This window comes from Mesorhizobium sp. USDA 4413 (genome assembly GCF_056280365.1).
On the sequence record NZ_JBVPRP010000001.1, the window covers coordinates 4336640 to 4358830 of the forward strand.

Here is a 22191-nt window from a genome sequence, read left to right on the forward strand (position 1 = left end):
GTGGCCGGGAGGATCTGACGTGAAGAAAGGGTATCGCCAGCTTCTCGACGAAGCGAATGCCGAGATCGAGGTTGTGTCGCCGGAGGAGGCCGCGGGGCTGCTGGAGGATGACGAGACGATATTCGTCGATCTGCGCGACCCGCGCGAGGTCGAGCGCGACGGCAAGATCCCCGGCGCCAAGCATGTGACGCGCGGCATGCTGGAATTCTGGATCGATCCCGAAAGCCCTTACCACAAGCCATTCTTCGCCAGCGGCAAGACCTTCGTTTTCTTCTGCGCCGGCGGCTGGCGTTCGGCTTTGGCCACCAAGACCGCGCAGGATATGGGCCTGACGCCGGTCAAGCATATCCTCGGCGGCTACACCGCCTGGAAGGCGGCCGGGCTGCCCGTGGAGCCGGGGCAGAAAAAGAAGGCGGACTGATCACAGTCTTCCGCAACAGCTGGGACCGACCCAAATGGTTTTCTGGATAGCGAGCGCAGTTGGATTGGCGGTCGCTTATCTTCTCGGTTCGACGCCCTCCGGCTATCTGGCCGGCAGACTGCTTAAGGGCATCGACATACGCGAGCACGGCTCCAGATCCACCGGCGCGACCAACGTGCTCAGAACCTTGGGCAAATGGCCAGCGCTGGCGGTGCTGGCGGTCGATGTGCTGAAAGGCGTTGCAGCTGTCGTCTTTGTTCGCCGGTTTTACCCGTGGTGCTTCACGATATCGTCGGCGGCGCCGCCGACGGCGCTCGAACTGCAAATCTGGGGGCCTTGGGCCGTCATGCCTCGCCGGACTTGCCGTATTGCTCGGGCATGGCCGGTCGGTCTGGTTGAATTTCACGGGCGGAAAATCCGCCGCGACAGGGCTGGGCGTGCTGCTGGCAATATCATGGCCCGTAGGGTTGGGAGCTGCGGCTGCATTTGCGACCTCGCTCGCTCTTTCCGGATCGTGTCCTTAAGCTCGATGCTGGCGGCACTGACGGCGGTCGCGCTTGTCTGCGGACTGGAGCAACCATTGCCCTATCGGTTGCTGGTGATCGCGGGCAGCCTCTATGTGATCCTGCGCCATCGCGCCAACATCCAGCGGCTGCTGGCCGGGACGGAGCCGCGCCTCGGCCACAGCAGCCAGGGGCCGAACGCAGGCGCGCAAAGCTCCTAGTGCAGCGCCGTTTCGCGCTGCCCGGTCACGAAACCCACCGCCCGTGCAACCACATCCCTGTCCGCGAGGATGCGGCGATGGCCGAGCCCGTCGGCCCAGTGCAGGTGGACATGCTCGCCGACGCCCGCATAGCGCTTCGCGTGGTCGGCATGGACCTCGCGATCGTCGGGCGCGTGGATGATCAGTGTCGGCACGGATGCCGCGGCCAGCTGGCGATCGCCGGTGAATTCGCTGAGCGGCCGCCCGGAAAGGTGTTTCACCCTGTCTGCCATTGCGACGCGGGAGCGTGGCCCGACATTCATCATGTCGCTGAAATCGTCGAAGATCGCGGGCAAGGAGCTCGGCGCGGCAATGAGCACCAGCTTCTGCGCCTTGAGCGGCGGCATGCCCTTGACCGAGGCCGCGACGGCATTGGCGGCAATCGCGCCGCCGAAGGAGTGGCCGACGACGGCGGCAAAGGGACCGAACCATTCGCCGGCGACCCGCGCCGCGTCCACGGCATTCACCATATTGAGATGGCGGCCAAGCGAATGGCCGTGTCCAGGCAGGTCGAGCGAGACGACCTTGTAGTCGGCGCCGCGAAACCCTTCGATCAAAGCGCGCATATATTCGGTGCGCGAGCGCCAGCCATGGATGACGAGCACCGTGCCGCGCGACTCCCTGCCCGGTTCCGGCCGGAATTCATGCACGGCGACGCAGTCCGTCCTGGTCTTCAGCCGGTGATGGCGCGCCTCGGCCATGAAGGCTGAGGCCCGCTCGACCGCGCGGCGTTCGCCGTCGCTCAAGGCCTTGACGCTGGGTGTCCGGCAAAACAATTCGAACGCGGCACGGCCGCCAAGACGCGGCGCAACATGCTCGGCCGCGCCGAAAACGCCCCGGATGACCTTCATTCCAAATGATGCCATATTGGCAGTCCATCCATTCGTTCAAGCATGAACATAATAGTTCAAACATGAACATTAAGCAAGAGCTGCCCTGGGACAATCCTCGCTTTCGCAACTGGGTTGCGGTGGCGCGCGCCTGCCATGTGCTGGAGCGCACCCTGGCGGTGAAGCTCGCCCCGCTCGACCTCAAGCCGGCGCAGCTCGACGTGTTGATGAACCTCTACCGGCACCCCGGCATGTCGCAGCATGACCTTGCCCGCAGGCTCCTGGTCGGCCGCTCCAACGTCACCATGCTGTTGCCCCAGCTCGAGACGCGTGGGCTGGTGCGCCGCGAGGGCGACGAGAAGGACAAGCGGGTGCTGCGGCTGAACCTCACCGAGGCGGGTGAGGCCCTGCTGATGAAGGCGCTGAAGATTCACATGGCACTGATCGAGAAGGCGATGAGCCAGTCGACGCCGGAACAGTGCGACATGATCGGCGAACAGATGCGCAAGATCGCCGACGTGCTGAAGGAAGCCTGAACGGCTTCCGACTACCACATCGTCTTCGTCGCCCGTTCCGGCCATTCCTGGTCGTAGGTCTCGCCGTCGATGCTCTTGCGGCTGGTGACCTCTAAGATCCGGCCGGGTGTCGGCAGCGACTTCGGATCGACATGCCTGGCCCGGTTCCAGAGTTCCGACCGCACGATGGCGCGGGCGCACTGGAAATAGACGGCGTCGACATCAATGACGGTGACCGAGCGGGCCGGCTTGCCGTCGACGATGAAGGACGCGCAAAGCCCGGCGTCGGTCGTGACATGCGCGCGGCCGTTGACGCGCAGCGTGGTGCCCGAGCCCGGCACCAGGAAGAGCAGCCCAACGCGCGGATCGCGAATGATGTTCTTCAGCGAATCGGCGCGGTTGTTGCCGCGCCTGTCCGGCATCATCAGCGTCTTGTCATCGACGATGCGCACGAAGCCGGCGAGATCGCCGCGCGGCGAGCAGTCCAGTCCCTCAGGCCCACTGGTCGCGAGCGCCACGAAGGGCGAGGCCTCGATGAAGGCGGCATATTCGGGAATCACATGGTCGAGTTCCTTGACGACCGAAGCCTCGCCCGGCAGCCCGTAGAGGGCCTCGAGCTGTTCGACGGATGTGATGCGCGACATCTTCTTCCCCCTGACCTTTTGCCGGCGCTACCCGATGTCCATGACGCCTTGACGACAGCCGATATTGGATTGCCCGCCCCAGGCTAGCGATCCCGACTCAGCCCCTTCTCGGCCAGCTCGGCAAGATAGGCGTTCCAGCGCTCGTCCTTTTCGTGGCCGAGCGTATGCAGATAGTTCCAGGTGAAGATGCCGGTGTCGTGGAAATCGTCGAAGGTGATGCGCACTGCATAATTGCCGACCGGCTCGATCTTGAGGATCGCGACATTGCGTTTGCCGGGCACGGTCACGCGCTGTTCCGGCGAATGGCCTTGCACTTCCGCCGATGGCGAGGCCACGCGCAAAAACTCCGCCGGCAATTCGAACGGTTGATGACCGGGAAAGGTTACGGTCAGCAGCTTGCGGTCCTTCGAGACCCTGAGTTCCTTTGGCGCGGTCATAGCTGGTCCTGTCTGGGTTGCGCCCTTCCCTACGCCGCTTCGCACGATCCGGAAAGATCATGCCAATGCAGGTCGCACAGAAGTGCGCAGCGGTTCCGGGACATGCAACGCGATAAGACCTAAAGCTCGTAACGCGCTTTGGGCAGCCGACACGCGATGTCGGTCGGGGAATGTTACCAAAGATCAAGACCTTCTATCTTGAATGCGGCGTTGGATCGTATCACATAGCTGTATATAACGACGCCGCTTAGGGCACGGGAAACGCTTGCAATGGACATGCTCGACCCCTTCGGTCGCACGATCAGCTATCTGCGCGTATCGGTCACCGACCGGTGCGATTTCCGCTGCACCTATTGCATGGCCGAGGACATGACCTTCCTGCCGAAGAAGGATCTGCTTTCATTGGAAGAGCTTGACCGGCTCTGCACCGTTTTCATCGAAAAGGGCGTGAAGAAGCTGCGGCTGACCGGCGGCGAGCCGCTGGTGCGCAAGAACATCATGCATCTGGTGCGTCAACTGTCGCGGCATCTGGAGACGGGTGCCCTGGAAGAGCTGACGCTCACAACCAACGGCTCGCAGCTGTCACGCTTCGCCGCCGAGCTCGCCGATTGCGGCGTCAAGCGCATCAACGTCTCGCTCGACACGCTGGATGCCGCGAAATTCCACCAGATCACGCGCTGGGGCAATCTCGGCAAGGTGATGGAAGGTATCGACGCCGCGCAGAAGGCCGGGCTGAAGATCAAGCTCAATACGGTCGCGCTGCGAGACTTCAACGATGCCGAAATCCCTGAGCTGATGCGCTGGGCACATGGCCGCGGCATGGACCTCACCCTCATCGAGACGATGCCGATGGGCGAGATCGATGCCGACCGCACCGACCAGTATCTGCCGCTGTCGCTGCTGCGCGCCTCGCTGGAGCGCCAGTTCACGCTCACCGACATACCTTACAAGACCGGCGGTCCTGCCCGTTATGTCCATGTCGCCGAGACCGGCGGCAGGCTCGGCTTCATCACGCCGATGACGCATAATTTCTGCGAGAGCTGCAACCGCGTGCGGCTGACCTGCACCGGTACGCTCTACATGTGCCTTGGCCAGGAGGACGCCGCCGACCTGAGGGCGCCGCTGCGCGCCTCCGAAGGCAACGAGCTGCTCGGCGAGACGATCGACGAGGCCATCGGCCGCAAGCCCAAGGGCCATGATTTCGTCATCGACCGCCGCACCAGCCGTCCTTCGGTGTCGCGGCATATGAGCGTCACCGGCGGCTGATTTTTTCTGCAATTTGGTGCAGGATCGCCTTTGGTCATCGACCGGGGGGTATCATGCAGCATCTTCGTCGCATCGGCTTGTATTCCGCGCTTCTGTTCTTGTTGATGAACTTGACGACAACGGCGCTGGCCAAGCCGTTCACCTATGTCAACGCGCGCTTCGGCACCGTGTGCACCTTCCCCGACCAGATTTTCAGCAACCGCATGCCCGAGCCCGAAAACGGCGATGGCCTGGAGTGGCAAAGCGCCGACGGCGCCAGCGTGGCCTATTACGGTAGCTACAATGCACTCGACGACACGCCCGACAGTCTCGTTCAGAACGAAAAAGCCAGCCCGGAGCCGGGAGAAAAAGTCACCTACAGCAAGACCGGCAAGAAGTGGGCGGTGCTGTCGGGCACGAAGGGCGACAACATCTTCTATCGTCGATCCGTGTTCGGAAAGGAGGATGTCGTCCACACCGTCTTCATCGAGTATCCCGCGGCGCTCAAGGCGAAATACGACCCGCTGGTCGGCGCCATTGCCGCAAGCCTGCACGAGGCGACCGGGCCACACTCGAAATAAACCCTGCAAGCCATCCGCCGCCCGATTTACCGCGGGCCTTTTCCGGCCTAGCCTTCGAAGCGCGATTTTCGCTCTAGGGGGAGTGCACATGCGCACATTCATGCTTTCACTTGCTATGCTTGGGATCGCCTCCATGCCGGCCGCTGCTCAGTCGATCGGCGGCACCTACACCGTCGCCGGCACCAATTTCGACGGCTCGAAATATGGCGGCGAGGCAACGATCACGCTGACCAGCGACACGACCTGCACGATCCACTGGGAAACCGGCGGCTCGACTTCGGACGGTATCTGCATACGTAACGACAATGCGTTTTCCGCCGGCTACGCGATGGGCAAGGAAGTCGGTCTTGTCGTCTACAAGATCGAGAAGGACGGCTCCCTGCATGGGCTATGGACCATCGCCGGCCAGAACGGCAACGGCACCGAAGTGCTGACGCCGAAGTAAGTCTTCGGAGCCTCGACAAATCGATCTCATGGGCCGCGTAGAAATTCGTGGCCCATTTCTTTTGGCGTTGCTGTTTCCGCCGACCTGCTACAGGTTCGAGCCAAAATAGAATCCGGAAACGCCTTTGCCCCTCTCGCCAAACCTGCGCGGCGCGCTGTTCATGATCGTGGCCATGGTCGGCTTCACCTTGAACGATGCCATCACCAAATTCTCTTCCGAGTCGATGAACATGGCGCAGGTCATGCTGGTGCGCGGCGCCTTCGCCTCCCTGTTCGTCGGCCTGCTCGCTTGGCGGCGCGGCGCGCTTGCCAATCCGGCCGCGATGCTGCAGCCGATGGTGGCGATGCGCGTCGCCGGCGAGGCCGGCGCCACGGTGTCGTTCCTGATCGCGCTTGCGCATCTGCCGATCGGCAACGTCTCCGCCGTCATGCAGGCGCTGCCGCTTGCGGTGACCATGGGCGCGGCCCTGGTGTTCGGCGAAGGCGTCGGCTGGCGGCGCTGGACCGCGATTGCCGCCGGCTTCGCCGGCGTGCTGATCATCGTGCGGCCAGGTTTCGAAGGGTTCAGCGTCTATTCGCTGGTGGCATTGGCCAGCGTCGCCTGCTGCGCGGTGCGCGATCTCTCCACCAAGCGCATCCCGGAGGCGATCCCGACCCTGCTGGTGTCGACGGCGACCGCGCTTGCCATGACCGTGCTTGGCGCGCTGCTCTTGTCGCCCATGGGCGGCTGGACGCCGATGAGCGTCCGGGCAACCATGCTTCTGGCGCTCGCGGCGGTGCTGGTGCTCATCGGCTATCAGTTCATCATCATGGCGATGCGCTCGGGCGACATCTCCTTCATCGCGCCCTTCCGCTACACCGCGCTGCTCTGGTCGATCCTGCTCGGCCTCGTCATTTTCGGCGACATGCCCGACCTGCCCATGATCTTCGGCGCCGCCATCATCATCGGCTCCGGCCTCTATGCGCTCTACCGCGAGCGCGTCGTCGGCAGGCAGCAACCTGCCGCCGAAAGCGCTGGACCCGATATGGCGCCGGACGGCATATAAGCCGATGGACCGAAATGTTGCGGGGATCATTCTGGCGGGAGGCCAGTCGCGCCGGATGGGCGGCGGCGACAAGCCGCTGCTTTCATTGGGCAAAGCCAGGCTGATCGATCATGTCGCGTCGCGCTTGAAGCCACAGGTCGCGGCCCTGGCGCTCAACGCGAATGGCGACCCGGCGCGATTTGCCGGCATGGGCCTGCCGGTTCTCGAAGACACGGTGCCGGGCCATGCCGGGCCACTGGCGGGCATTCTAACCGGCCTCGAATGGGCGGCGAGGAAAACGCGCTGCAGGTGGCTGATGAGCGCCGCCGGCGACACACCGTTCTTCCCCGACGATCTCGTCGAGCGCCTCGCAGCCGCAACCCGCGATCGTCCAGGCGCGATCGCCGTCGCCAGTTCGGACGGCAGATCGCACCCGACCTTCGCGCTATGGCCGCTCGGCTTGCGCGACACCCTGCGCCATTTCCTGGTAGAAGAGGACAACCGGCGGGTTTCGGCCTTTATGGAGAGCCAGGGCCATGTCGAGGTCGAGTTCCCGATGATCGCGGTCGGCAACCAAAAGATCGACCCTTTCTTCAACGTCAACACACCGGACGACCTTGCGGCGGCGGAGGGTCTGTTGCAAATCCTCAGGTCATGAGACGCGTATTCGGCATCACCGGCTGGAAGAACTCCGGCAAGACGACCCTGACGGAAAAGCTTGTCACCGAGCTGGTGGCGCGCGGCTGGACGGTTTCGACGGTGAAGCACGCCCACCATGACTTCGACATCGACAAGCCGGGCGCCGACAGCTTCCGCCACCGGCAGGCGGGCGCCACCGAGGTTGCCATCGTATCCGGCCGGCGCTGGGCGCTGATGCACGAATTGCGGAGCGAGGACGAACCGACGCTGGACGACATCCTGGCGCGGCTGTCGCCCTCGGACATCGTGCTGGTCGAAGGCTACAAGCGCGAAGCGCACAAGAAGATCGAGGCAAGGCGGCTCGAAGCCAAGGATCGGACGCCGCTTTCGGCCAACGATCCCAACATCGTCGCAGTCGCCGCCGACTTTACAGTCGAAGGCGAAGATCTGCCGGTTTTCGATCTCAACGACACGAAGTCGATAGCCGACTTTGTCGAGCGCACAACGGGTCTCGTGGCCCGAACCAAGTAACGCGGCGGCACGTCCTGATTGTCGTTTCCCGTTGATTTGCTGTTGCTTTTTTCTTGAAAAGAGTGGGAGTATCCGCCCCAGCGGGCGGTAAGGAAGCTCCGCCCACAAGAGCCGCACGGGACAGCGGCCATGACAATATGAGAGGATTATCATGCGTATTGCACTGCGTATCGCGCTTGCCGCTTCGGCCGCGCTGCTGACACTCGGCGTCGCCCAGGCTCAGGAAAAAACCCTGAGGATCGGCACCGAAGGCGCGTACCCGCCCTTCAACAACCTGACCTCGGACGGCCAGCTGGTCGGCTTCGACATCGATATCGCCAAGGCTCTCTGCGATGAAATGAAGGTGAAGTGCACCTTCGTCGCGCAGGATTGGGACGGCATCATCCCGGCGCTGCAGGCCGGCAAGTTCGACGCCATCGTCGCCTCCATGTCGATCACGCCCGAGCGCCAGGAAAAGGTGGACTTCACCCACAAATACTACAACACCCCGTCGGCCATCGCCGTGCCGAAGGATTCGCCGCTCAAAGGTGTGACCAAGGAAGACCTCGCCGGCAAAACCATCGGCGTCGCCACCACGACCACGCACTACAATTATGCTTCGAAGACCTACACGGACAGCACCATCAAGGGCTATCCGAGCAGCCCCGAGGAACAGGCTGACCTTGCCAATGGCCGTCTCGACGCCATCGAGGACGACATCGTCGTGCTGCAGCAGTGGCTGGATTCGCCGGACGGCGCCTGCTGCAAGATCCTCGGCCAGCCCTCGCCGCAGCCGGTCGAGATCTTCGGACCGGGCGCCGGCATCGCCGTGCGCAAGGGCGAGACCGATCTTGTCAACAAGCTGAACGCCGCGATCGACGCCATTCGCAAGAATGGAAAGTATAAGGAAATCAACGACAAGTACTTCAAATTCGACGTCTACGGCGCCGAATCCTGACAATTACGCCAGGGCGGTGAGGCACCCCTCGCCGCCCTTCTTTTCTTCCGGGATCGCCACGGAGACACGACCCGTCAATGCCGGCCCAAAGCATTTGGACACTTCTCAGCTGGGGACCGGACGGCTGGAGTGACGACATTGCGTCTGGCGTTCTGGTCACCATTGCATTGGCGCTCGCCACACTTCCGATCGGCCTTGTGATCGGCTTTTTCGTCGCCTTCGCCAAGCAGCATGAAGAGCCGTCGCTGCGCCTGGCCGGCAACATCTACACCACGGTCTTTCGCGGCCTGCCGGAACTGGTCACGCTGTTCCTGTTCTTCTTCGGCATGCCGCTTCTGTTGCAACATGTCGTGCGGCTGTTCAATCCGGACGCGACCATCGACGTCAACAGCTTCGTCGCCGGCATGATCGTGTTGTCGCTGATCTTCTCCTCCTATGCCAGCGAGGTCTTCCTCTCCGCGTTCCGCGCCATTCCGAAGGGCCAGTATGAGGGCGGCTACGCCATTGGCCTGTCGAAATGGCAGACGATGCGGCTGGTGATCCTGCCGCAGCTGATACGGATCGCCTTTCCGGGCCTCGAGAATTGCTGGCTGAGCCTGCTCAAGGACACCTCGCTGGTCTCGGTGGTCAATCTCGCCGAGACCTTGCGCCAATCCGGCGTCGCGGCTCGCGTCACCAAACATTCCTTCCTCTTCTACAGCGTCGCGGCGCTGATCTTCCTGGCGCTGGCCGTCCTGTCGTCGATCGCCACGAGCTACATCCTGCGCTATCTCGGGCGGAGGGAAGCGCGATGAGCGTCAGCCAGGCGATCGCTATCGACAAGCCGCCTTCGCAAGCGCGCGGCTGGCCCCGAGCCCGCATCCTGGGCTACGCGCTGGTCGGCATCTGGATTCTGTTCGGCCTCGGGATCGTGGCCTATCTCGTCTATGCCTGGAACGCCGAGTTCTTCGCCAGATACGCGCCGGCCTATCTGCAAGGACTAGGAACCACCCTGTCGCTGGTGGCCATCTCCATGGTCCTTGGCGCCATCCTGTCGCTTCCGGTCGCCTATGGCCGCATGTCGAAGAACCCGTTCCTGTCCGGGCTTGCCTATTGCTACGTCTATTTCTTCCGCGGCACGCCGCTGCTGGTGCAGACCTATCTGGTCTATTACGGCATCGGCTCGTTCCGCCCTGAGCTTGAAACGGTCGGGCTGTGGTGGTTCTTCCGCGAGGCTTTCTACTGCGGCGTCTTCGCCTTTTCGCTCAACACCGCAGCCTATCAGGCCGAAATCCTGCGCGGCGCCATCGAAAGCGTGCCGCGCGGCCAATGGGAAGGTGCGGCCTCGCTCGGCCTGCACAAATTGCAGACGCTGCGCAAAGTGATCCTGCCGCAGGCGATCATCGTCGCGCTCAGGCCCTACGGCAACGAGCTCATCCTGATGATCAAGGCCTCGGCAATCGTCGCCATCATCACGGTCTATGACCTGATGGGCAACGCCAAGCTCGCCTATGCGAAATCCTTCGACATCCAGGCCTATATCTGGGTGGCGATCGTCTATCTGGTGATGGTCGAGATCCTGCGCCATGGCGTCGAGTGGATCGAGCGCCGGATCACCGTCCATCTGCATCGATGATGCATTTCGCCTAAAAGTGCGCAGCGGTTTTTAGGGGAAACGACATCCATAAAACAAAGACTTAGATTGCCGCCTCGGCCGCCTGCACCAGTCGATCCGGCGCTGCGCGCCTTGACGAATTTTTCGCAGGGCCTAGACCTTCCGCCACTGAATCTCTGTTTTGTTGGAAGGCAGGCTTATGGCATCGGTTGCATTTCTCGGTCTTGGCGTCATGGGCTATCCGATGGCCGGACACCTCAGGAACAAGGGCGGCCATGACGTCACCGTCTACAACCGCACCAAGGCAAAGGCCGAGCAGTGGGTGGTCCAGCATGGCGGCAAACTGGCGCTGACGCCCGCAGAGGCTGCCGAGGGCAAGGACTTCGTCTTCTCCTGCGTCGGCAATGACGATGATCTGCGCTCGGTCACGACAGGTGCCAACGGCGCCTTCGCCGCGATGAAGAAGGGTTCCGTCTTCGTCGACAACACCACCGCCTCGGCCGAGGTCGCGCGTGAGCTTGATGAAGCTGCGCGCCAAGCGGGTTTCTCTTTCCTCGACGCGCCGGTGTCCGGCGGCCAGGCCGGCGCCGAGAACGGCGTCCTGACCGTGATGGTCGGCGGCGAGCAATCGGCCTTCGACAAGGCGAGGCCCGTCATTGACGCCTATGCCCGCATGGTCGGGCTGATGGGCTCGGCCGGCGCCGGCCAGCTGACGAAGATGATCAACCAGATCTGCATCGCAGGCCTCGTCCAGGGCCTGGCCGAGGGCATCCATTTCGGCAAGAAGGCAGGCCTCGACATTGAAAAGGTGGTCGAGGTGATCTCCAAGGGAGCCGCCGGCTCCTGGCAGATGGAAAACCGCCACAAGACGATGAATGCCGGCAAATATGATTTCGGCTTCGCCGTCGACTGGATGCGCAAGGATCTCGGCATCTGCCTGGCGGAGGCCAACCGCAACGGCGCCAAGCTGCCGGTGACGGCGCTTGTCGACCAGTTCTACAAGGATGTGCAGGACATGGACGGCAGGCGCTGGGATACCTCCTCGCTTCTTGCGCGCCTGGAAAAATAGCGACGATGCCTCTGCCCGATCCGAGCTGGAGCGCCGACGACATCGTTGCGCATTTGCGCGCGATCGGCACCGAGGCGGACCGGGCGGGCATGGCGCGCTTCGGCATCAACACGGCAAGCGCGCTCGGCGTCGGCAATTCGCAATTGCGGCCGCTGGCGCGCAAGTTGAAGAAGAACCACGAGCGATCGCTTCTGCTGTGGGATAGCGGTATCCGGGAAGCGCGTCTGATGGCGGCCTTCACCGGCGAGCCGAAGAAGATCGACATCGATCAATGCCGGCGCTGGGCCGCGGATTTCGACAGCTGGGAGATCGTCGACACCGTCGCCGACCTGTTCGCCGAAACGCCCTTCTGGCGCGAATTGATCGACGAGTTCGCCGAAGACGAACGCGAATTCGTCCGCCGCACCGCCTTTGCCATGCTGGCCTGGAGCGCGGTGCATCTCAAGAAAGAACCGGACGCGACCTTCCTTGCCTATCTGCCGCTGATCGAGAAGTATGCCGGCGACCCGCGCAATTTCGTCCGCAAGGCGGTGAATTGGGCGCTGCGGCAGATCGGCAAGCGGTCGATGAGCTTGCACGCCCCTGCCCTTGCGCTGGCGGAAAAGCTGGCAGCATCATCGGACAAGACGGCGCGCTGGATCGGCAAGGATGCGGTGAAGGAACTGACGGATGCCAAACAGCTCGCAAGGCTCGCAGCCGCAAAAACCTGACCTTTCCGGCGTGCGCTTTGTCGAGGTGACGCAAGAAACGCGTGGCCGTTTCGAGACATTGTTCGAGCAGCCCGGCGCTCCGAAATATTGCTGGTGCATGGCCTGGCGCCATTCCAGCCGCGAGCACATCGAGAACGACGAGAAGAAGCGCATGATGATGGCGCTGATCGCTGCCGGCACCCCGGTCGGAATCCTCGCCGAGTTGGACGGCAAGCCGGTCGGCTGGTGTTCGGTCGCGCCGCGCGAGACCTACCGGAAACTTTCAAGGCAGCAGGACGACACCGAGACCGGCATCTGGTCGATCGTCTGCTTCTATGTGCCAAGGGCTTTGCGCGGCGGCGGGCTGGCCTCCGCCCTGCTCGACGCTGCGATCGACCGTGCCTTCTCCAAAGGCGCGCGCGTCATCGAAGCCTATCCCGTCGACGAGGCCGCGCCCAGCTACCGCTTCATGGGATTTCGCGAGATGTTCACCGCGCGGGGCTTCCATGAGACCGGAACCGCCGGCACGCGCCGGCATGTCATGCGGCTGGATCGGTGAGCCCGGATAGGTCACGAGGCTTTTACTCGATTCCGGAAATCGGCTGGCGGAGGATGGAACGATCATGAGCAAGCGTTTCAAATCAGGCGCGGCGCTGGTGGCCGCGCTTCTCTTCACGGCCGCCGAAGCCGATGCCGCGGCCGACGTGGCGCATATCCTCTGGAAGGATCTGCGTCCCGCGACACAAGCTCTCGCGGAGGACGCAAACCTGCCAATGATCGCGGCAAAACTGCCCGACCACGGCGAGACCTTGTCGCTCAATCTGCAGGACAAGACGATACAATTAGCTGGCTATGCATTGCCGGTCGATCGCGAGGGCGATCTTGTCTATCAATTCCTGCTGGTGCCATGGACCGGCGCTTGCAGCCACATGCCGACGCCTCCGCCGAACCAGATCGTGCTGGTGACGCCGGCTCATCCGTATACGATGAAAGAGGCCTATGAGCCGGTCGCGGTCACCGGCGTGCTGAAGCCCGGAATGGAGAAAAGCCAGCTTTTCATCCTTGACGGCGTGTCGATCGTCCAGTCCGGCTACACCGTGCGCAAGGCCGAAGTGGCAAGCGTCGACAGCGTGCCGGACACGCTGAGCCTTCCGGTCAACTCGCCGTGGAATTTCCTCAACAAGAAGAGGAACTAAGGCCGATCGGCGCAGCCGGCGTCAGGCCGCGTTGGCGCCCGATTCCTTGTCCAGCACCATGTAGTCGAGCGGAATTTCCGTCGTGTACTTGATCTGCTCCATGGCGAAGGACGACGACACGTCGCGGATTTCGATCTTGGCGATCAGCCGCTTGTAGAAGGCATCGTAAGCGGCGATGTCGGGCACCACCACGCGCAGCAGGTAATCGACGTCACCGCTCATACGGTAGAATTCGACCACTTCCGGGAATTCCTGGATGACCTCGGAGAAGCGGCGCAGCCATTCATGGCTATGCGAATTGGTGCGGATCGAAACGAAGACGGTGACGCGCACATTGACCTTCTCGTGGTCGAGAATGGCGACGCGCCGCTTGATGACGCCCTCCTCCTCGAGCTTCTGGATGCGCCGCCAGCAAGGCGTGGTCGACAAGCCGACTTTCTTGGCGACATCGGCGACCGCGAGCGTCGCGTCCTCCTGCAGGAGGCGGAGAATTTTTCTATCGAGGCGATCCATGGGAAGCTCCAGGGGAATAGTTTCGCCATAATCCCTTTTATCGGGGCCTTCCACAAGAAAGAAATTCTGCCAAAGGCACGAAAAGCGAGTGATATCTTGCGGAATGCCTAACCGATGCGATAGCGGATTTCCGACCTGAGAAAGGGCAGCAAATCCATTTCAAACCAGGGATTCTTCTTCAGCCAGCCGGTGTTTCGCCACGACGGATGCGGCAGCGGCAGCACTTTCGGCATAGACGGTAAATCCCATATGGGGCGCCAGTTCCTGACCGTCTCGGTCAGCGACGGCAGCCGTGTCGTGCCCATATGCCATGCCTGCGCATAACCGCCGATGGTCAGCACCAGGTCGATCTGCGGCATGAGCGCCATCAATTCCCGGCGCCAGGTCGGCGCGCATTCGCGACGCGGCGGCAAGTCGGAGCCCTTGGCGTCCTGGCCGGGAAAGCAAAAGCCCATCGGCACGATGGCGAACTTTTCTGTGTCGTAGAATTCCTGCGCGCTGATGCCGAGCCAGTTTCTCAGCCGGTCCCCCGAAGCGTCGGTGAACGGCATACCCGACACATGCACCTTGGTGCCCGGCGCCTGGCCGGCAAGCAGGATCCGCGCCCTGGAGGACGGCCGCAGCACCGGCCGCGGCTCATGCGGCAGGGCCCGGCCGTTTGGCTCGTCGACGCAGATACGGCAAGCCCGCACCCTTTCGGTGAGGCGCTCCAGCGCTTGTCTCATGTCAGGCGGATTATCCAATTTCTGTCGCTCAGGCCGTCGCGCTCGGCCGGCTTGCAAGCGCCGCGTACCAGCGCAGCACGTTCGTGCATTCCTCCGGCACCTTGATGCGGGCCGGCTTCATGAAATCGATGGCGATCATGCCGGTAATGTCGGCGACCGAATAAGCATCGCCGGCGGCGAATTCGCGCTCCGCCAGTTCATGGTCGAGCAGGTGCAGGAATTCGATCGCCTTCGGCTTGTTGGCCTCGCCCCATTCCGGAATTTGCGGCACCTCCCATTCCTTCATCGCCGGATGGATGTGCCGGAACGCGGCGGCGACGCTGGCCATCAGGTTCAGTTCCATGCGTCTTTGCCACATCTCGACTTTTGCCTTGCCGAGCGCGCCCTTGCCGAACAGCGCGGGCTCAGGATGCAGTTCCTCGAAATAGCGGCAAATGGCGATCGATTCGGTGATGATGGTGCCGTCGTCGAGCTCGAGCACCGGCAGGCGCCGCAGCGGATTGCGCTGCGCCACCTCCTCGCCGCGATGCTCCAGCGCGCCCATGTCGACGGGCACCAGCGGCACCGTCAGCCCCTTCTCGGCAAGGAAGACACGCACGCGCCGGGGATTGGGCGCGCGGCCGCCGTCGAACAGCTTCATTCCATTCTCCAACGTCTCCACCGGATCATAGAGCGCGGGTCCACCCATCACCAGAAGCGAAAAAATTCGCGCAACGCATCGCCGAACGAGGCCAGCAAGCCGTGCTTTCTCTCGACCGGCGCGTCATGATGGCTGTCGCGCCATTGCTGCGGCTCGTCGAAAGTGCCTGCCCAGATACCGGCCTTGGCCGCTCTCGCCACCGCTTCCTCGGCTTCGAAGTCACCGAAGGCAACCGCCCATCCAGCCTGCACCTGGGCCCGGTTTAGGTCGGTATCGCCGGCCCTGCAATCGCCGAGCAGCCGACCGTAGCGGTCGCGCTGCCAGCCGCTGCAGGAAACAGGCCTGCCGGCGATCAGGCGCACCAGCGATTGCCGCGCCAGCTTGCCGCAGGGATAGTCGGCGCCGGCCTTCCGGCAGGTCTGCCGATATTCCGGAGCGTCGATGCCGCGTATGCGGATGCGCTCGGCACCCAGCGTAATCGAATCGCCGTCATTGACGATCGCCATGCCTTGTTCCTTACGCGTCTCGAAGCGATCGAGGCGCGCCGCCACCAGGATCAGCAACCCCAGCACAAGGATGGCCAGCCCCCAGTCCAGCAGCTTGAACCAGAGGCTTCGCGGCGAACGTGCCGCATAGCGTCGGCGCGGTTCCAGCGGCCCGAAACGGCTCATATGGCAAACAGTCTCTTAATCATTCGAACGTAGCTTAACGAACCGACAATCGCTGCGCGCAGAAATTGAAGTCTGTATGTCTTTGCAACGCTCGAATACAGCGGATAAATTCATTGTGGACCGCCGGAAACCGCACCGCAACAGCGAGGTGGCGCGGGCCGTGCGCAAGACGCGCGACCGCCTTTCGCAGCAGGCAGGCAGCCTCGACTTCGACCGTGAGCTGCTGAAGCTGCATGCGCGCACCATGGTGGTCAGCGCGGTCGCGATCCCCCTGCTCGTGCTCGCCGTGGCGGCCGTCGGCCGGCTGGCAGACCTGAACAGCCAGATCACCATCTGGGCTTTGGCGACGCTGCTTTGCTACACGATCGTCGCTTTCATGGCGCGTCGCGTGGAGCGGACCGAGGCGGCCGAACTCGACCCCGTGCAGACGCGCCGCGACTTCCTGATCGGCCATTTCCTGTGCGGCCTTGGCTGGGCATGGTTCGCCTGGATCGGTTGCGACACATGCCAGGTCGACCAGTTCCATGTGGCCAAGGCCATGGTGATCCTGGTCGCCATGGCGATGACGGCGGTCCTGGCCTCCTCGCTTGGCGGCGCCCTGTTCGCGACCTTCGCCATTCCCGTTGCCGTTTATGTCTACACCATTATGCGCCTGTGGACGCCGATCGAAGCCACGATGGCGGCGTTGCTGATCGCCGCGCTTCCCTTCTTCGGCTATGTGGCGCGACACCTTAATCAGGCCTCGTTGATGGTGCTGTCCTTCCGCTCGGAGAAGGACGCGCTGATCGCCGAAGTGGAGACGGCGAAATCGATGTCGGACGAAGCAAGGCGGCGCGCCGAGGACGCCAATCTGGCGAAATCGCGTTTTCTCGCCTCGATGAGCCATGAGCTCAGGACGCCGCTCAACGCAATCCTTGGCTTTTCCGAAGTGATGGCCAATGAAGTGCTGGGTCCGATGAACAATCCGACCTATCGCGACTATGCCCATGACGTGCATGAGTCCGGACAGCACCTGCTCGACCTGATCAACGAGATCCTCGACCTGTCGCGCATCGAGGCCGGCCGCTACCAGCTAAACGAGGAGCCGGTCGTGCTGGTGACCATCGTTGAGGACTGCTGCCATATGATGGAGCTGCGCGCCCGCAACAAGGACATCCGCATCATCCAGGAGTTCGAGGAGACCTTGCCGCGCCTCTTCGCCGACGAACGCGCTGTCCGCCAGATCACGCTCAACCTTCTGTCCAATTCGATCAAGTTCACCCCGTCCGGCGGCGAAGTGCGCGTGCGCGTCGGCTGGACCGCCGGAGGCGGCCAGTACATTTCGGTCAAGGACAACGGCCCGGGCATACCGGACGAGGAAATCCCGGTGGTGCTTTCGGCTTTCGGCCAAGGCTCGATCGCCATCAAGAGCGCCGAACAGGGGACCGGCCTCGGCCTGCCGATCGTGCAGGGGCTGCTTGCCATGCATGGCGGCGCGTTCGAGCTTCATTCCAAGCTGCGCGAAGGCACCGAGGCGATCGCCATCTTCCCGTTGAGCCGGGTGATGGAAGAGCTGCCGGCTTTGCCGACCAAGGCTGTCGCGGCGACGCGCGGACGCCGCTGAAGCGGCTTTTGGAACCTTTAACGTCGGACAGCCGCCGCCATGCCCGAACTCGTCAGTGCCGCGGCCTTCACGATACCGGCGGCGAGAGCGGCCCCTACCCCTTCGCCATGGCTGATGCCGAAATCGAGCAGCGGCCGCAATCCGAGCCTTTCGGCCGCCTTGGCGTGGCCAGGCTCCGGCGACAGGCTGGCAAGCAGGCAATGATCGAGCGAGCCTGGATTGGCCGCATGGAGGACGGCGGCCGCCGCGGTCGCCACGAACCCGTCGAGCAGGACGGGGATCTTCTCCATGCGCGCCGCGAGAATGGCGCCGCAGATCGCCGCGAATTCGCGTCCGCCGACCTTGCGCAGAGCCTCGAGCGGATCGCCGAGACCGGGGCCATGGAATGCCAACGCCCGATCCACGACCTCGGCCTTGCGCGCGATCATCGGCGCATCGGCGCCTGTCCCGGGACCGACCCAGTCAGTGCCCTCGCCGCCGAACAGCGCGGCGCAAAGCGCGGCGGCGATCGTCGAATTGCCGACCCCAAGATCGCCCAGGCACAGAAGATCGGCGCCGCCCGCGACCGCCTCCATGCCGAAGGCCATGGTTGCTGCGCAGCCGCGTTCATCGAGCGCGGCCTCCTCGGTGATGTCGCCGGTCGGGATATCCAAGGCGAGGTCGAAGACCTTCAAGCCGAGATCGTTGGCGACGCAGACCTGATTGATCGCGGCGCCCCCGGCGGCGCAGAGTTCGACTTCGTTTGCGGTCGCCGCCACCGGCCGCGGCGAAATGCCGTGCCTGACCGCGCCGTGATTGCCGGCGAAGATCGCCATCAATGGCCGGTTGATCGCCGGCGGCGCGCGCCCGCTCCAGGCGGCAATCCAGGCCGCGATGTCCTCGATCTGCCCCAGCGATTCTTTCGGCTTGCCCGCCTTGGCAAACAGCGCCCGCACATGGGCGCCCGCCGCGTCATCGGCCGGCGGCAGGGCCGCAAGCAGGCTTCGGAAATCGTCGAAAGGCTTAGCTGGCATGTCGGTTCGCGGTTCGTTGCGGAGGTCGCAAGCGGCATAGCCGCCTTCTCCGGCCGGCACAACCGCCTGACGATGCCGCGAATGCGTTGCCTTGCGGCGCAATGCGGAGGGCTTGCATTGCTCCGGCGGTTGCACCATGTGGAATAAAGCCGAGAGAACAGCATGTCCGCCATCGAATCCCCCTGCATACTGGTCTGTTCGATCGATATGAAAACCGGCTTCTGTTTCGGTTGCGGCCGCACGCGCGACGAGATTTCCGGCTGGCTCACGATGACCCCTGAACTTCGCCGATCGGTGATGGCTGAATTGCCGGCGCGGCTCGAAACGGTGGAGCGGCGGCCGCGCCGCGAAACCCGCCGTGCCCGCATGGCGCGCGAGCGCGGCGTTTTGTGAGAAGAAACCGATGAACCGGCTGTTCTGGATCGTCATGGCGGTGATCGGCACCGGCGTCGTGCTGCTCATGCTCAACAATTCGGCCGGCCACACTTTCGGCATGAACAACAATGATTTCGGCAGGTTGATCTGGGTCGGCGTGCTGGTGATGGTGATCGGCGCGAGCCTGCTCCGCTCGGGCCGGCCGCTGGGCGACATGGCGCGCAATATCGGCGTCTGGGCCGCACTGATCCTCGTGCTGATCGCCGGCTATCAGTATCGCTACGAGTTGCAGGACGTCGCGAGTCGCGTGACCGCCGGCCTTGTACCGGGCAGTCCGCTGGCCTTGGGCGTGGAGAATGACCGCCCGACCGTCACGCTCGACAAGGCCGGCAACGGCCATTTCGAAGCGCGCATCCTGGTCAACGGCACGCCGGTGCGCGCAGTGGTCGACACCGGAGCGACCAGCACGGTGCTGACGTCCGAAGATGCTCAAGCGGCGGGTTTCAACCCGGCGGCGCTCAGCTACAGCGTGGATGTCGCCACAGCCAACGGCATGGCGCGCGCGGCGACGGTCAGGACCGATGAGGTGGCGATCGGCGGCATCGTGCGCAAGAACATGTCGGTGATGGTCGCCGCGCCCGGCATGCTGGACCAGAGCCTGCTCGGCATGAACTTCATCGGCTCGTTGTCGGGTTTCGACGTGCGCGGCGACCGCATGATCCTGCGGGACTGACCGAAATTCAGGCCGCTTCGGCTTCCGCCGCCGCGAGATCGATTGCCGCAAAGGCGCTCTTAAGCACCTGCGGGCCGGCGCCGGGTTTGTTCGCATCGGTGGAAAGAATCTGCCGGAAGCGGCGCGCGCCGGGCAAGCCGTGGAACAGACCGACCATGTGGCGGGTGATGTGGCCGAGCCGCCCACCCCGCTCGATATGGCGCGCGGCATAGCCGGCCATGGCGTCGATCAGCGCCGGATAGTCGAAGGCGGCAGCCGCCTCGCCGTAGAAAGCAGCATCGACGCCGGTGAGGATCCCCGGCGTATGGTAAGCCGCGCGGCCGAGCATCACACCGTCGACATGGGAAAGATGCGCCGACGCCTCGGCGAGCGACTGGATGCCGCCATTGATGCCGATGAATTCGTCCGGCTTTCTGGCCTTCAGCCGGTAGACGCGCGGATAATCGAGCGGCGGGATTTCGCGGTTCTCCTTGGGGCTCAGCCCCTCCAGCCAGGCCTTGCGGGCATGCACCCAGAGCGCATTGGCGCCGGCGGCGAGCACGCCGTCGGCGAGCGTGTCGAGAGCGGGTTCTGGGTCCTGATCGTCGACGCCGATGCGGCATTTGACCGTGACAGGGATTGTCACCGAAGCTTTCATGGCCGCGACGCATTCGGCGACCAGGGCCGGCGTCTTCATCAGACAGGCGCCGAACGTGCCCGACTGGACGCGGTCTGACGGACAGCCGACATTGAGGTTGATCTCGTCATAGCCGAAAGCCTCGCCGATCCGCGCAGCCTCGGCAAGCTTTGCCGGATCCGATCCGCCAAGCTGCAATGCAACCGGGTGCTCGACCTCGTCGAAATCGAGCAGTCGCTCGCGCGCGCCATGGATAACGGCGTCCGCCACCACCATCTCGGTGTAAAGCAGCGCGCGCCGCGTCAGCTGACGATGGAAGAACCGGCAATGCCTGTCCGTCCAGTCCATCATTGGTGCCACGGCTATTCTAATATCCTGATATTTGCGCATTTTTCGTACTTCAACGAATTAAATCGCGTCGTGTGCACTCCATTTTACGCCACGACACGCGCCGTTCTCTGGTTTTTCGATGCCTCAGTGCACACGGAGCGCACAAGAATTGGCCACCTTCACTAAACTAAAATCCGGCTCTTGGAGAGGCCAGATCCGCCGCAAAGGGAATACGTCAATGAGACGTTTCTGCGTCGTAAGGTGCAGAGGAATGGGCGCTGGACCTGGAACATCGGATCGACAAGCAGGAACCGACGGTCACGCGAAGGTCCCGGATGCGAAAAATTTTGGCGATCTAATTACACTCCATTGTCAGGGCATGGAAGAAATAGGCACCAAGATCGGACGCTCCAAGGACGACCCCGGCTACCGCTTTGGGCAGAGAGCGGCCTGGCGGGTTCTGGCGTTGTCCTTGTTGGACGTTCGCATTGCAAGCGCAATACCGGTCCAAAGTCGAGCTCCAACCTACCCGAGAGTTTGGCTCGCCAGGGCATAGGTCTTCGGCCGAGCCGCGTCGCCGTCGGAGAAATCGGCGAGGCGCTTGCCGAGCGACATGGTCAGCACCGTGTCGAAGACTGGCATTCCGGCATGCGCGAGAAAGGCGGCGAACTCGCCACTGTCCATGTGCGTGTCGATCCTGAGGAAAGACCCCGAATGGTCGACGACGTGCGGACGCACGATCGCCACGGCGTCGGCATCGCTTTGAGCCACGACAGGCCCCACGACATGGCCGCGCCCAAACGGCCGGCAGAGTGCGAAAGCGGTCAGCTTCTTCCCGGTGAAAAGCCCATAGCCGGCCGAATGCGCAAAAAGCCTTTCAATGAGCGCTGTCCGCCTCACGCCAAAGCCCGCCGCGTCGAGCGCGATCGCCGCCGGGATATCGCTTGCCTCCAAAATCCGGATGTCGCCCAGCGCCCCTGCCGGGCTCTCCGTGGTCGGCACGTGGGCGATGCCCTGGCATTGATAGACAGTCTTCTCCGGGTGGAAGTCGAGCGAGAGATAAAGCCGCCGCGCAGCACGGGTCGCATTGAGACGCAGATCGCGCCCGGAGATTTTGTCGAGGACCCGCTTCATCAGCCATTGCGCCGCCCCCAGCGTCTGAAGCCGCGGCGAGGTGATGACCATCCCAATGGTTGCGAAACTGGCGCCATGCGGGAACCACATGGCCGAACCGAGAACCCGGCCGATCTCATCGAGCGCTACGAAACCCTGTCCCGCTTCGCGCAGGAATTGCCAGTCCTCGGCCCGATGCGGCCATCCCACAGACAGGGAAAGCGCGTGCAGCCGGTCGAGCTCGACGTCTTGGATGTCGCCGATCCGCATCGAGAAGGCATCGATTTTCAAGCTTTCGG

At 63.3% G+C, this 22191-nt stretch carries 29 protein-coding genes; 19 read left to right on the forward strand and 10 right to left on the reverse strand.

The annotated features are described in order from the left end of the window. Positions 1-19: 19 nt before the first annotated feature. Together ACVMIM_RS21180 and ACVMIM_RS21185 are read left to right on the forward strand one after the other, a co-directional pair. Positions 20-421 (forward strand): rhodanese-like domain-containing protein, encoded by a 402-nt coding sequence (locus tag ACVMIM_RS21180; protein WP_040994826.1) that lies wholly within the window; start codon positions 20-22, stop codon positions 419-421. Positions 422-455: 34 nt separating this feature from the next. Beyond that, a complete protein-coding gene (locus ACVMIM_RS21185) occupies positions 456-1145 on the forward strand; it encodes a glycerol-3-phosphate acyltransferase (RefSeq protein WP_476114331.1) in 690 nt (229 codons plus the stop codon). On the opposite strand, the gene ACVMIM_RS21190 is transcribed toward ACVMIM_RS21185, so the two are convergent. Continuing rightward, a complete protein-coding gene (locus ACVMIM_RS21190; protein ID WP_476114333.1) occupies positions 1142-2050 on the reverse strand; it encodes an alpha/beta hydrolase in 909 nt (302 codons plus the stop codon). The genes ACVMIM_RS21185 and ACVMIM_RS21190 overlap by 4 nt on opposite strands. Positions 2051-2097: 47 nt before the next feature. Here ACVMIM_RS21190 and ACVMIM_RS21195 point away from each other — a divergent pair, with 47 nt between their 5' ends. Continuing rightward, positions 2098-2550, forward strand: a complete 453-nt coding sequence (locus tag ACVMIM_RS21195; protein WP_278048521.1) for a MarR family winged helix-turn-helix transcriptional regulator — start codon at positions 2098-2100, stop codon at positions 2548-2550. 11 nt (positions 2551-2561) lie between these two features. Here the strand turns inward: ACVMIM_RS21195 and ACVMIM_RS21200 are convergent, their stop codons facing one another. Together ACVMIM_RS21200 and ACVMIM_RS21205 are read right to left on the reverse strand one after the other, a co-directional pair. After that, positions 2562-3173: a pyridoxamine 5'-phosphate oxidase family protein gene (locus ACVMIM_RS21200; protein WP_476114335.1), complete on the reverse strand. Its 612-nt coding sequence runs from the start codon at positions 3171-3173 to the stop codon at positions 2562-2564. A gap of 83 nt (positions 3174-3256) precedes the next feature. Then, the gene (locus ACVMIM_RS21205; RefSeq protein ID WP_040982795.1) at positions 3257-3610 is read right to left on the reverse strand and encodes a gamma-butyrobetaine hydroxylase family protein; all 354 of its coding nucleotides are present in this window, start codon (positions 3608-3610) and stop codon (positions 3257-3259) included. A 270-nt stretch (positions 3611-3880) separates the two neighbouring features. On the opposite strand from ACVMIM_RS21205, the gene moaA reads away from it, so the two are divergent. From moaA to ACVMIM_RS21270, 13 genes are all read left to right on the forward strand, one after another. Then, a complete protein-coding gene (moaA, locus tag ACVMIM_RS21210; RefSeq protein ID WP_476114337.1) occupies positions 3881-4876 on the forward strand; it encodes a GTP 3',8-cyclase MoaA in 996 nt (331 codons plus the stop codon). Positions 4877-4929: 53 nt separating this feature from the next. Then, positions 4930-5436, forward strand: coding sequence for a hypothetical protein (locus tag ACVMIM_RS21215; RefSeq protein WP_476114338.1), 507 nt, complete (start codon positions 4930-4932; stop codon positions 5434-5436). Positions 5437-5524: 88 nt separating this feature from the next. After that, positions 5525-5881: a hypothetical protein gene (locus ACVMIM_RS21220; protein ID WP_476114340.1), complete on the forward strand. Its 357-nt coding sequence runs from the start codon at positions 5525-5527 to the stop codon at positions 5879-5881. 124 nt (positions 5882-6005) lie between these two features. Continuing rightward, a complete protein-coding gene (locus ACVMIM_RS21225) occupies positions 6006-6926 on the forward strand; it encodes a DMT family transporter (protein WP_476114341.1) in 921 nt (306 codons plus the stop codon). Positions 6927-6930: 4 nt separating this feature from the next. After that, a complete protein-coding gene (gene mobA / locus ACVMIM_RS21230) occupies positions 6931-7563 on the forward strand; it encodes a molybdenum cofactor guanylyltransferase MobA (protein WP_476114343.1) in 633 nt (210 codons plus the stop codon). After that, positions 7560-8075, forward strand: a complete 516-nt coding sequence (gene mobB / locus ACVMIM_RS21235; protein ID WP_040994839.1) for a molybdopterin-guanine dinucleotide biosynthesis protein B — start codon at positions 7560-7562, stop codon at positions 8073-8075. The genes mobA and mobB overlap by 4 nt, the downstream gene beginning before the upstream one ends. Before the next feature lie 151 nt (positions 8076-8226). Further along, positions 8227-9012: an ABC transporter substrate-binding protein gene (locus ACVMIM_RS21240; protein ID WP_040994841.1), complete on the forward strand. Its 786-nt coding sequence runs from the start codon at positions 8227-8229 to the stop codon at positions 9010-9012. A gap of 77 nt (positions 9013-9089) precedes the next feature. Next, the gene (locus tag ACVMIM_RS21245) at positions 9090-9806 is read left to right on the forward strand and encodes an ABC transporter permease (RefSeq protein WP_040994843.1); all 717 of its coding nucleotides are present in this window, start codon (positions 9090-9092) and stop codon (positions 9804-9806) included. Further along, complete coding sequence (locus ACVMIM_RS21250) at positions 9803-10627, forward strand: ABC transporter permease (RefSeq protein ID WP_476114345.1); 825 nt, start codon at positions 9803-9805, stop codon at positions 10625-10627. The genes ACVMIM_RS21245 and ACVMIM_RS21250 overlap by 4 nt, the downstream gene beginning before the upstream one ends. 178 nt (positions 10628-10805) lie before the next feature. After that, positions 10806-11675: an NAD(P)-dependent oxidoreductase gene (locus ACVMIM_RS21255; RefSeq protein WP_476114346.1), complete on the forward strand. Its 870-nt coding sequence runs from the start codon at positions 10806-10808 to the stop codon at positions 11673-11675. A gap of 5 nt (positions 11676-11680) precedes the next feature. Beyond that, complete coding sequence (locus ACVMIM_RS21260; protein ID WP_476114347.1) at positions 11681-12385, forward strand: DNA alkylation repair protein; 705 nt, start codon at positions 11681-11683, stop codon at positions 12383-12385. Next, complete coding sequence (locus ACVMIM_RS21265; protein ID WP_476114348.1) at positions 12345-12923, forward strand: N-acetyltransferase family protein; 579 nt, start codon at positions 12345-12347, stop codon at positions 12921-12923. The genes ACVMIM_RS21260 and ACVMIM_RS21265 overlap by 41 nt, the downstream gene beginning before the upstream one ends. Before the next feature lie 64 nt (positions 12924-12987). Further along, positions 12988-13560 (forward strand): DUF3299 domain-containing protein, encoded by a 573-nt coding sequence (locus tag ACVMIM_RS21270; protein ID WP_476114350.1) that lies wholly within the window; start codon positions 12988-12990, stop codon positions 13558-13560. Between the two features lie 21 nt (positions 13561-13581). Here ACVMIM_RS21270 and ACVMIM_RS21275 read toward each other — a convergent pair whose 3' ends face one another. The 4 genes from ACVMIM_RS21275 to ACVMIM_RS21290 all read right to left on the reverse strand — a co-directional run bounded on the left by ACVMIM_RS21275 (position 13582) and on the right by ACVMIM_RS21290 (position 16109). Continuing rightward, positions 13582-14073, reverse strand: coding sequence for an Lrp/AsnC family transcriptional regulator (locus ACVMIM_RS21275; RefSeq protein ID WP_006205209.1), 492 nt, complete (start codon positions 14071-14073; stop codon positions 13582-13584). 107 nt (positions 14074-14180) lie between these two features. Continuing rightward, complete coding sequence (locus ACVMIM_RS21280; RefSeq protein ID WP_476114351.1) at positions 14181-14798, reverse strand: uracil-DNA glycosylase family protein; 618 nt, start codon at positions 14796-14798, stop codon at positions 14181-14183. 28 nt (positions 14799-14826) lie between these two features. Beyond that, positions 14827-15438, reverse strand: a complete 612-nt coding sequence (locus tag ACVMIM_RS21285; RefSeq protein ID WP_476114353.1) for a glutathione S-transferase — start codon at positions 15436-15438, stop codon at positions 14827-14829. 47 nt (positions 15439-15485) lie between these two features. After that, positions 15486-16109, reverse strand: a complete 624-nt coding sequence (locus ACVMIM_RS21290; RefSeq protein ID WP_476114354.1) for a thermonuclease family protein — start codon at positions 16107-16109, stop codon at positions 15486-15488. 76 nt (positions 16110-16185) lie between these two features. Here ACVMIM_RS21290 and ACVMIM_RS21295 point away from each other — a divergent pair, with 76 nt between their 5' ends. Beyond that, positions 16186-17712, forward strand: coding sequence for a sensor histidine kinase (locus tag ACVMIM_RS21295; protein ID WP_476114356.1), 1527 nt, complete (start codon positions 16186-16188; stop codon positions 17710-17712). Positions 17713-17729: 17 nt separating this feature from the next. On the opposite strand, the gene ACVMIM_RS21300 is transcribed toward ACVMIM_RS21295, so the two are convergent. Beyond that, a complete protein-coding gene (locus ACVMIM_RS21300; RefSeq protein WP_476114358.1) occupies positions 17730-18725 on the reverse strand; it encodes a nicotinate-nucleotide--dimethylbenzimidazole phosphoribosyltransferase in 996 nt (331 codons plus the stop codon). A gap of 162 nt (positions 18726-18887) precedes the next feature. Between ACVMIM_RS21300 and ACVMIM_RS21305 the strand changes: the two genes are divergently transcribed. After that, positions 18888-19118 (forward strand): DUF1289 domain-containing protein, encoded by a 231-nt coding sequence (locus ACVMIM_RS21305; protein WP_476114359.1) that lies wholly within the window; start codon positions 18888-18890, stop codon positions 19116-19118. Positions 19119-19128: 10 nt separating this feature from the next. Beyond that, positions 19129-19833: a TIGR02281 family clan AA aspartic protease gene (locus tag ACVMIM_RS21310; RefSeq protein WP_476114361.1), complete on the forward strand. Its 705-nt coding sequence runs from the start codon at positions 19129-19131 to the stop codon at positions 19831-19833. Between the two features lie 7 nt (positions 19834-19840). On the opposite strand, the gene dusA is transcribed toward ACVMIM_RS21310, so the two are convergent. Continuing rightward, entirely contained in the window at positions 19841-20839 is a 999-nt protein-coding gene (gene dusA / locus ACVMIM_RS21315) for a tRNA dihydrouridine(20/20a) synthase DusA (protein ID WP_476114363.1), read from the reverse strand. Positions 20840-21304: 465 nt separating this feature from the next. After that, the gene (locus tag ACVMIM_RS21320) at positions 21305-22162 is read right to left on the reverse strand and encodes a GNAT family N-acetyltransferase (protein WP_476117324.1); all 858 of its coding nucleotides are present in this window, start codon (positions 22160-22162) and stop codon (positions 21305-21307) included. Between the last annotated feature and the right edge of the window lie 29 nt (positions 22163-22191).

What these genes read in the sequence shown, in the direction of transcription:
- ACVMIM_RS21185 (WP_476114331.1), top strand. Translation starts at nt 456, where the DNA reads ATGGTTTTCTGGATAGCGAGCGCAGTTGGATTGGCGGTCGCTTATCTT.
- ACVMIM_RS21190 (WP_476114333.1), bottom strand. Translation starts at nt 2,050, where the DNA reads ATGGCATCATTTGGAATGAAGGTCATCCGGGGCGTTTTCGGCGCGGCC.
- ACVMIM_RS21195 (WP_278048521.1), top strand. Translation starts at nt 2,098, where the DNA reads ATGAACATTAAGCAAGAGCTGCCCTGGGACAATCCTCGCTTTCGCAAC.
- ACVMIM_RS21200 (WP_476114335.1), bottom strand. Translation starts at nt 3,173, where the DNA reads ATGTCGCGCATCACATCCGTCGAACAGCTCGAGGCCCTCTACGGGCTG.
- ACVMIM_RS21205 (WP_040982795.1), bottom strand. Translation starts at nt 3,610, where the DNA reads ATGACCGCGCCAAAGGAACTCAGGGTCTCGAAGGACCGCAAGCTGCTG.
- moaA (WP_476114337.1), top strand. Translation starts at nt 3,881, where the DNA reads ATGGACATGCTCGACCCCTTCGGTCGCACGATCAGCTATCTGCGCGTA.
- ACVMIM_RS21215 (WP_476114338.1), top strand. Translation starts at nt 4,930, where the DNA reads ATGCAGCATCTTCGTCGCATCGGCTTGTATTCCGCGCTTCTGTTCTTG.
- ACVMIM_RS21220 (WP_476114340.1), top strand. Translation starts at nt 5,525, where the DNA reads ATGCGCACATTCATGCTTTCACTTGCTATGCTTGGGATCGCCTCCATG.
- mobA (WP_476114343.1), top strand. Translation starts at nt 6,931, where the DNA reads ATGGACCGAAATGTTGCGGGGATCATTCTGGCGGGAGGCCAGTCGCGC.
- mobB (WP_040994839.1), top strand. Translation starts at nt 7,560, where the DNA reads ATGAGACGCGTATTCGGCATCACCGGCTGGAAGAACTCCGGCAAGACG.
- ACVMIM_RS21240 (WP_040994841.1), top strand. Translation starts at nt 8,227, where the DNA reads ATGCGTATTGCACTGCGTATCGCGCTTGCCGCTTCGGCCGCGCTGCTG.
- ACVMIM_RS21245 (WP_040994843.1), top strand. Translation starts at nt 9,090, where the DNA reads ATGCCGGCCCAAAGCATTTGGACACTTCTCAGCTGGGGACCGGACGGC.
- ACVMIM_RS21250 (WP_476114345.1), top strand. Translation starts at nt 9,803, where the DNA reads ATGAGCGTCAGCCAGGCGATCGCTATCGACAAGCCGCCTTCGCAAGCG.
- ACVMIM_RS21255 (WP_476114346.1), top strand. Translation starts at nt 10,806, where the DNA reads ATGGCATCGGTTGCATTTCTCGGTCTTGGCGTCATGGGCTATCCGATG.
- ACVMIM_RS21260 (WP_476114347.1), top strand. Translation starts at nt 11,681, where the DNA reads ATGCCTCTGCCCGATCCGAGCTGGAGCGCCGACGACATCGTTGCGCAT.
- ACVMIM_RS21265 (WP_476114348.1), top strand. Translation starts at nt 12,345, where the DNA reads ATGCCAAACAGCTCGCAAGGCTCGCAGCCGCAAAAACCTGACCTTTCC.
- ACVMIM_RS21270 (WP_476114350.1), top strand. Translation starts at nt 12,988, where the DNA reads ATGAGCAAGCGTTTCAAATCAGGCGCGGCGCTGGTGGCCGCGCTTCTC.
- ACVMIM_RS21275 (WP_006205209.1), bottom strand. Translation starts at nt 14,073, where the DNA reads ATGGATCGCCTCGATAGAAAAATTCTCCGCCTCCTGCAGGAGGACGCG.
- ACVMIM_RS21280 (WP_476114351.1), bottom strand. Translation starts at nt 14,798, where the DNA reads ATGAGACAAGCGCTGGAGCGCCTCACCGAAAGGGTGCGGGCTTGCCGT.
- ACVMIM_RS21285 (WP_476114353.1), bottom strand. Translation starts at nt 15,438, where the DNA reads ATGAAGCTGTTCGACGGCGGCCGCGCGCCCAATCCCCGGCGCGTGCGT.
- ACVMIM_RS21290 (WP_476114354.1), bottom strand. Translation starts at nt 16,109, where the DNA reads ATGAGCCGTTTCGGGCCGCTGGAACCGCGCCGACGCTATGCGGCACGT.
- ACVMIM_RS21295 (WP_476114356.1), top strand. Translation starts at nt 16,186, where the DNA reads ATGTCTTTGCAACGCTCGAATACAGCGGATAAATTCATTGTGGACCGC.
- ACVMIM_RS21300 (WP_476114358.1), bottom strand. Translation starts at nt 18,725, where the DNA reads ATGCCAGCTAAGCCTTTCGACGATTTCCGAAGCCTGCTTGCGGCCCTG.
- ACVMIM_RS21305 (WP_476114359.1), top strand. Translation starts at nt 18,888, where the DNA reads ATGTCCGCCATCGAATCCCCCTGCATACTGGTCTGTTCGATCGATATG.
- ACVMIM_RS21310 (WP_476114361.1), top strand. Translation starts at nt 19,129, where the DNA reads ATGAACCGGCTGTTCTGGATCGTCATGGCGGTGATCGGCACCGGCGTC.
- dusA (WP_476114363.1), bottom strand. Translation starts at nt 20,839, where the DNA reads ATGCGCAAATATCAGGATATTAGAATAGCCGTGGCACCAATGATGGAC.
- ACVMIM_RS21320 (WP_476117324.1), bottom strand. Translation starts at nt 22,162, where the DNA reads ATGCGGATCGGCGACATCCAAGACGTCGAGCTCGACCGGCTGCACGCG.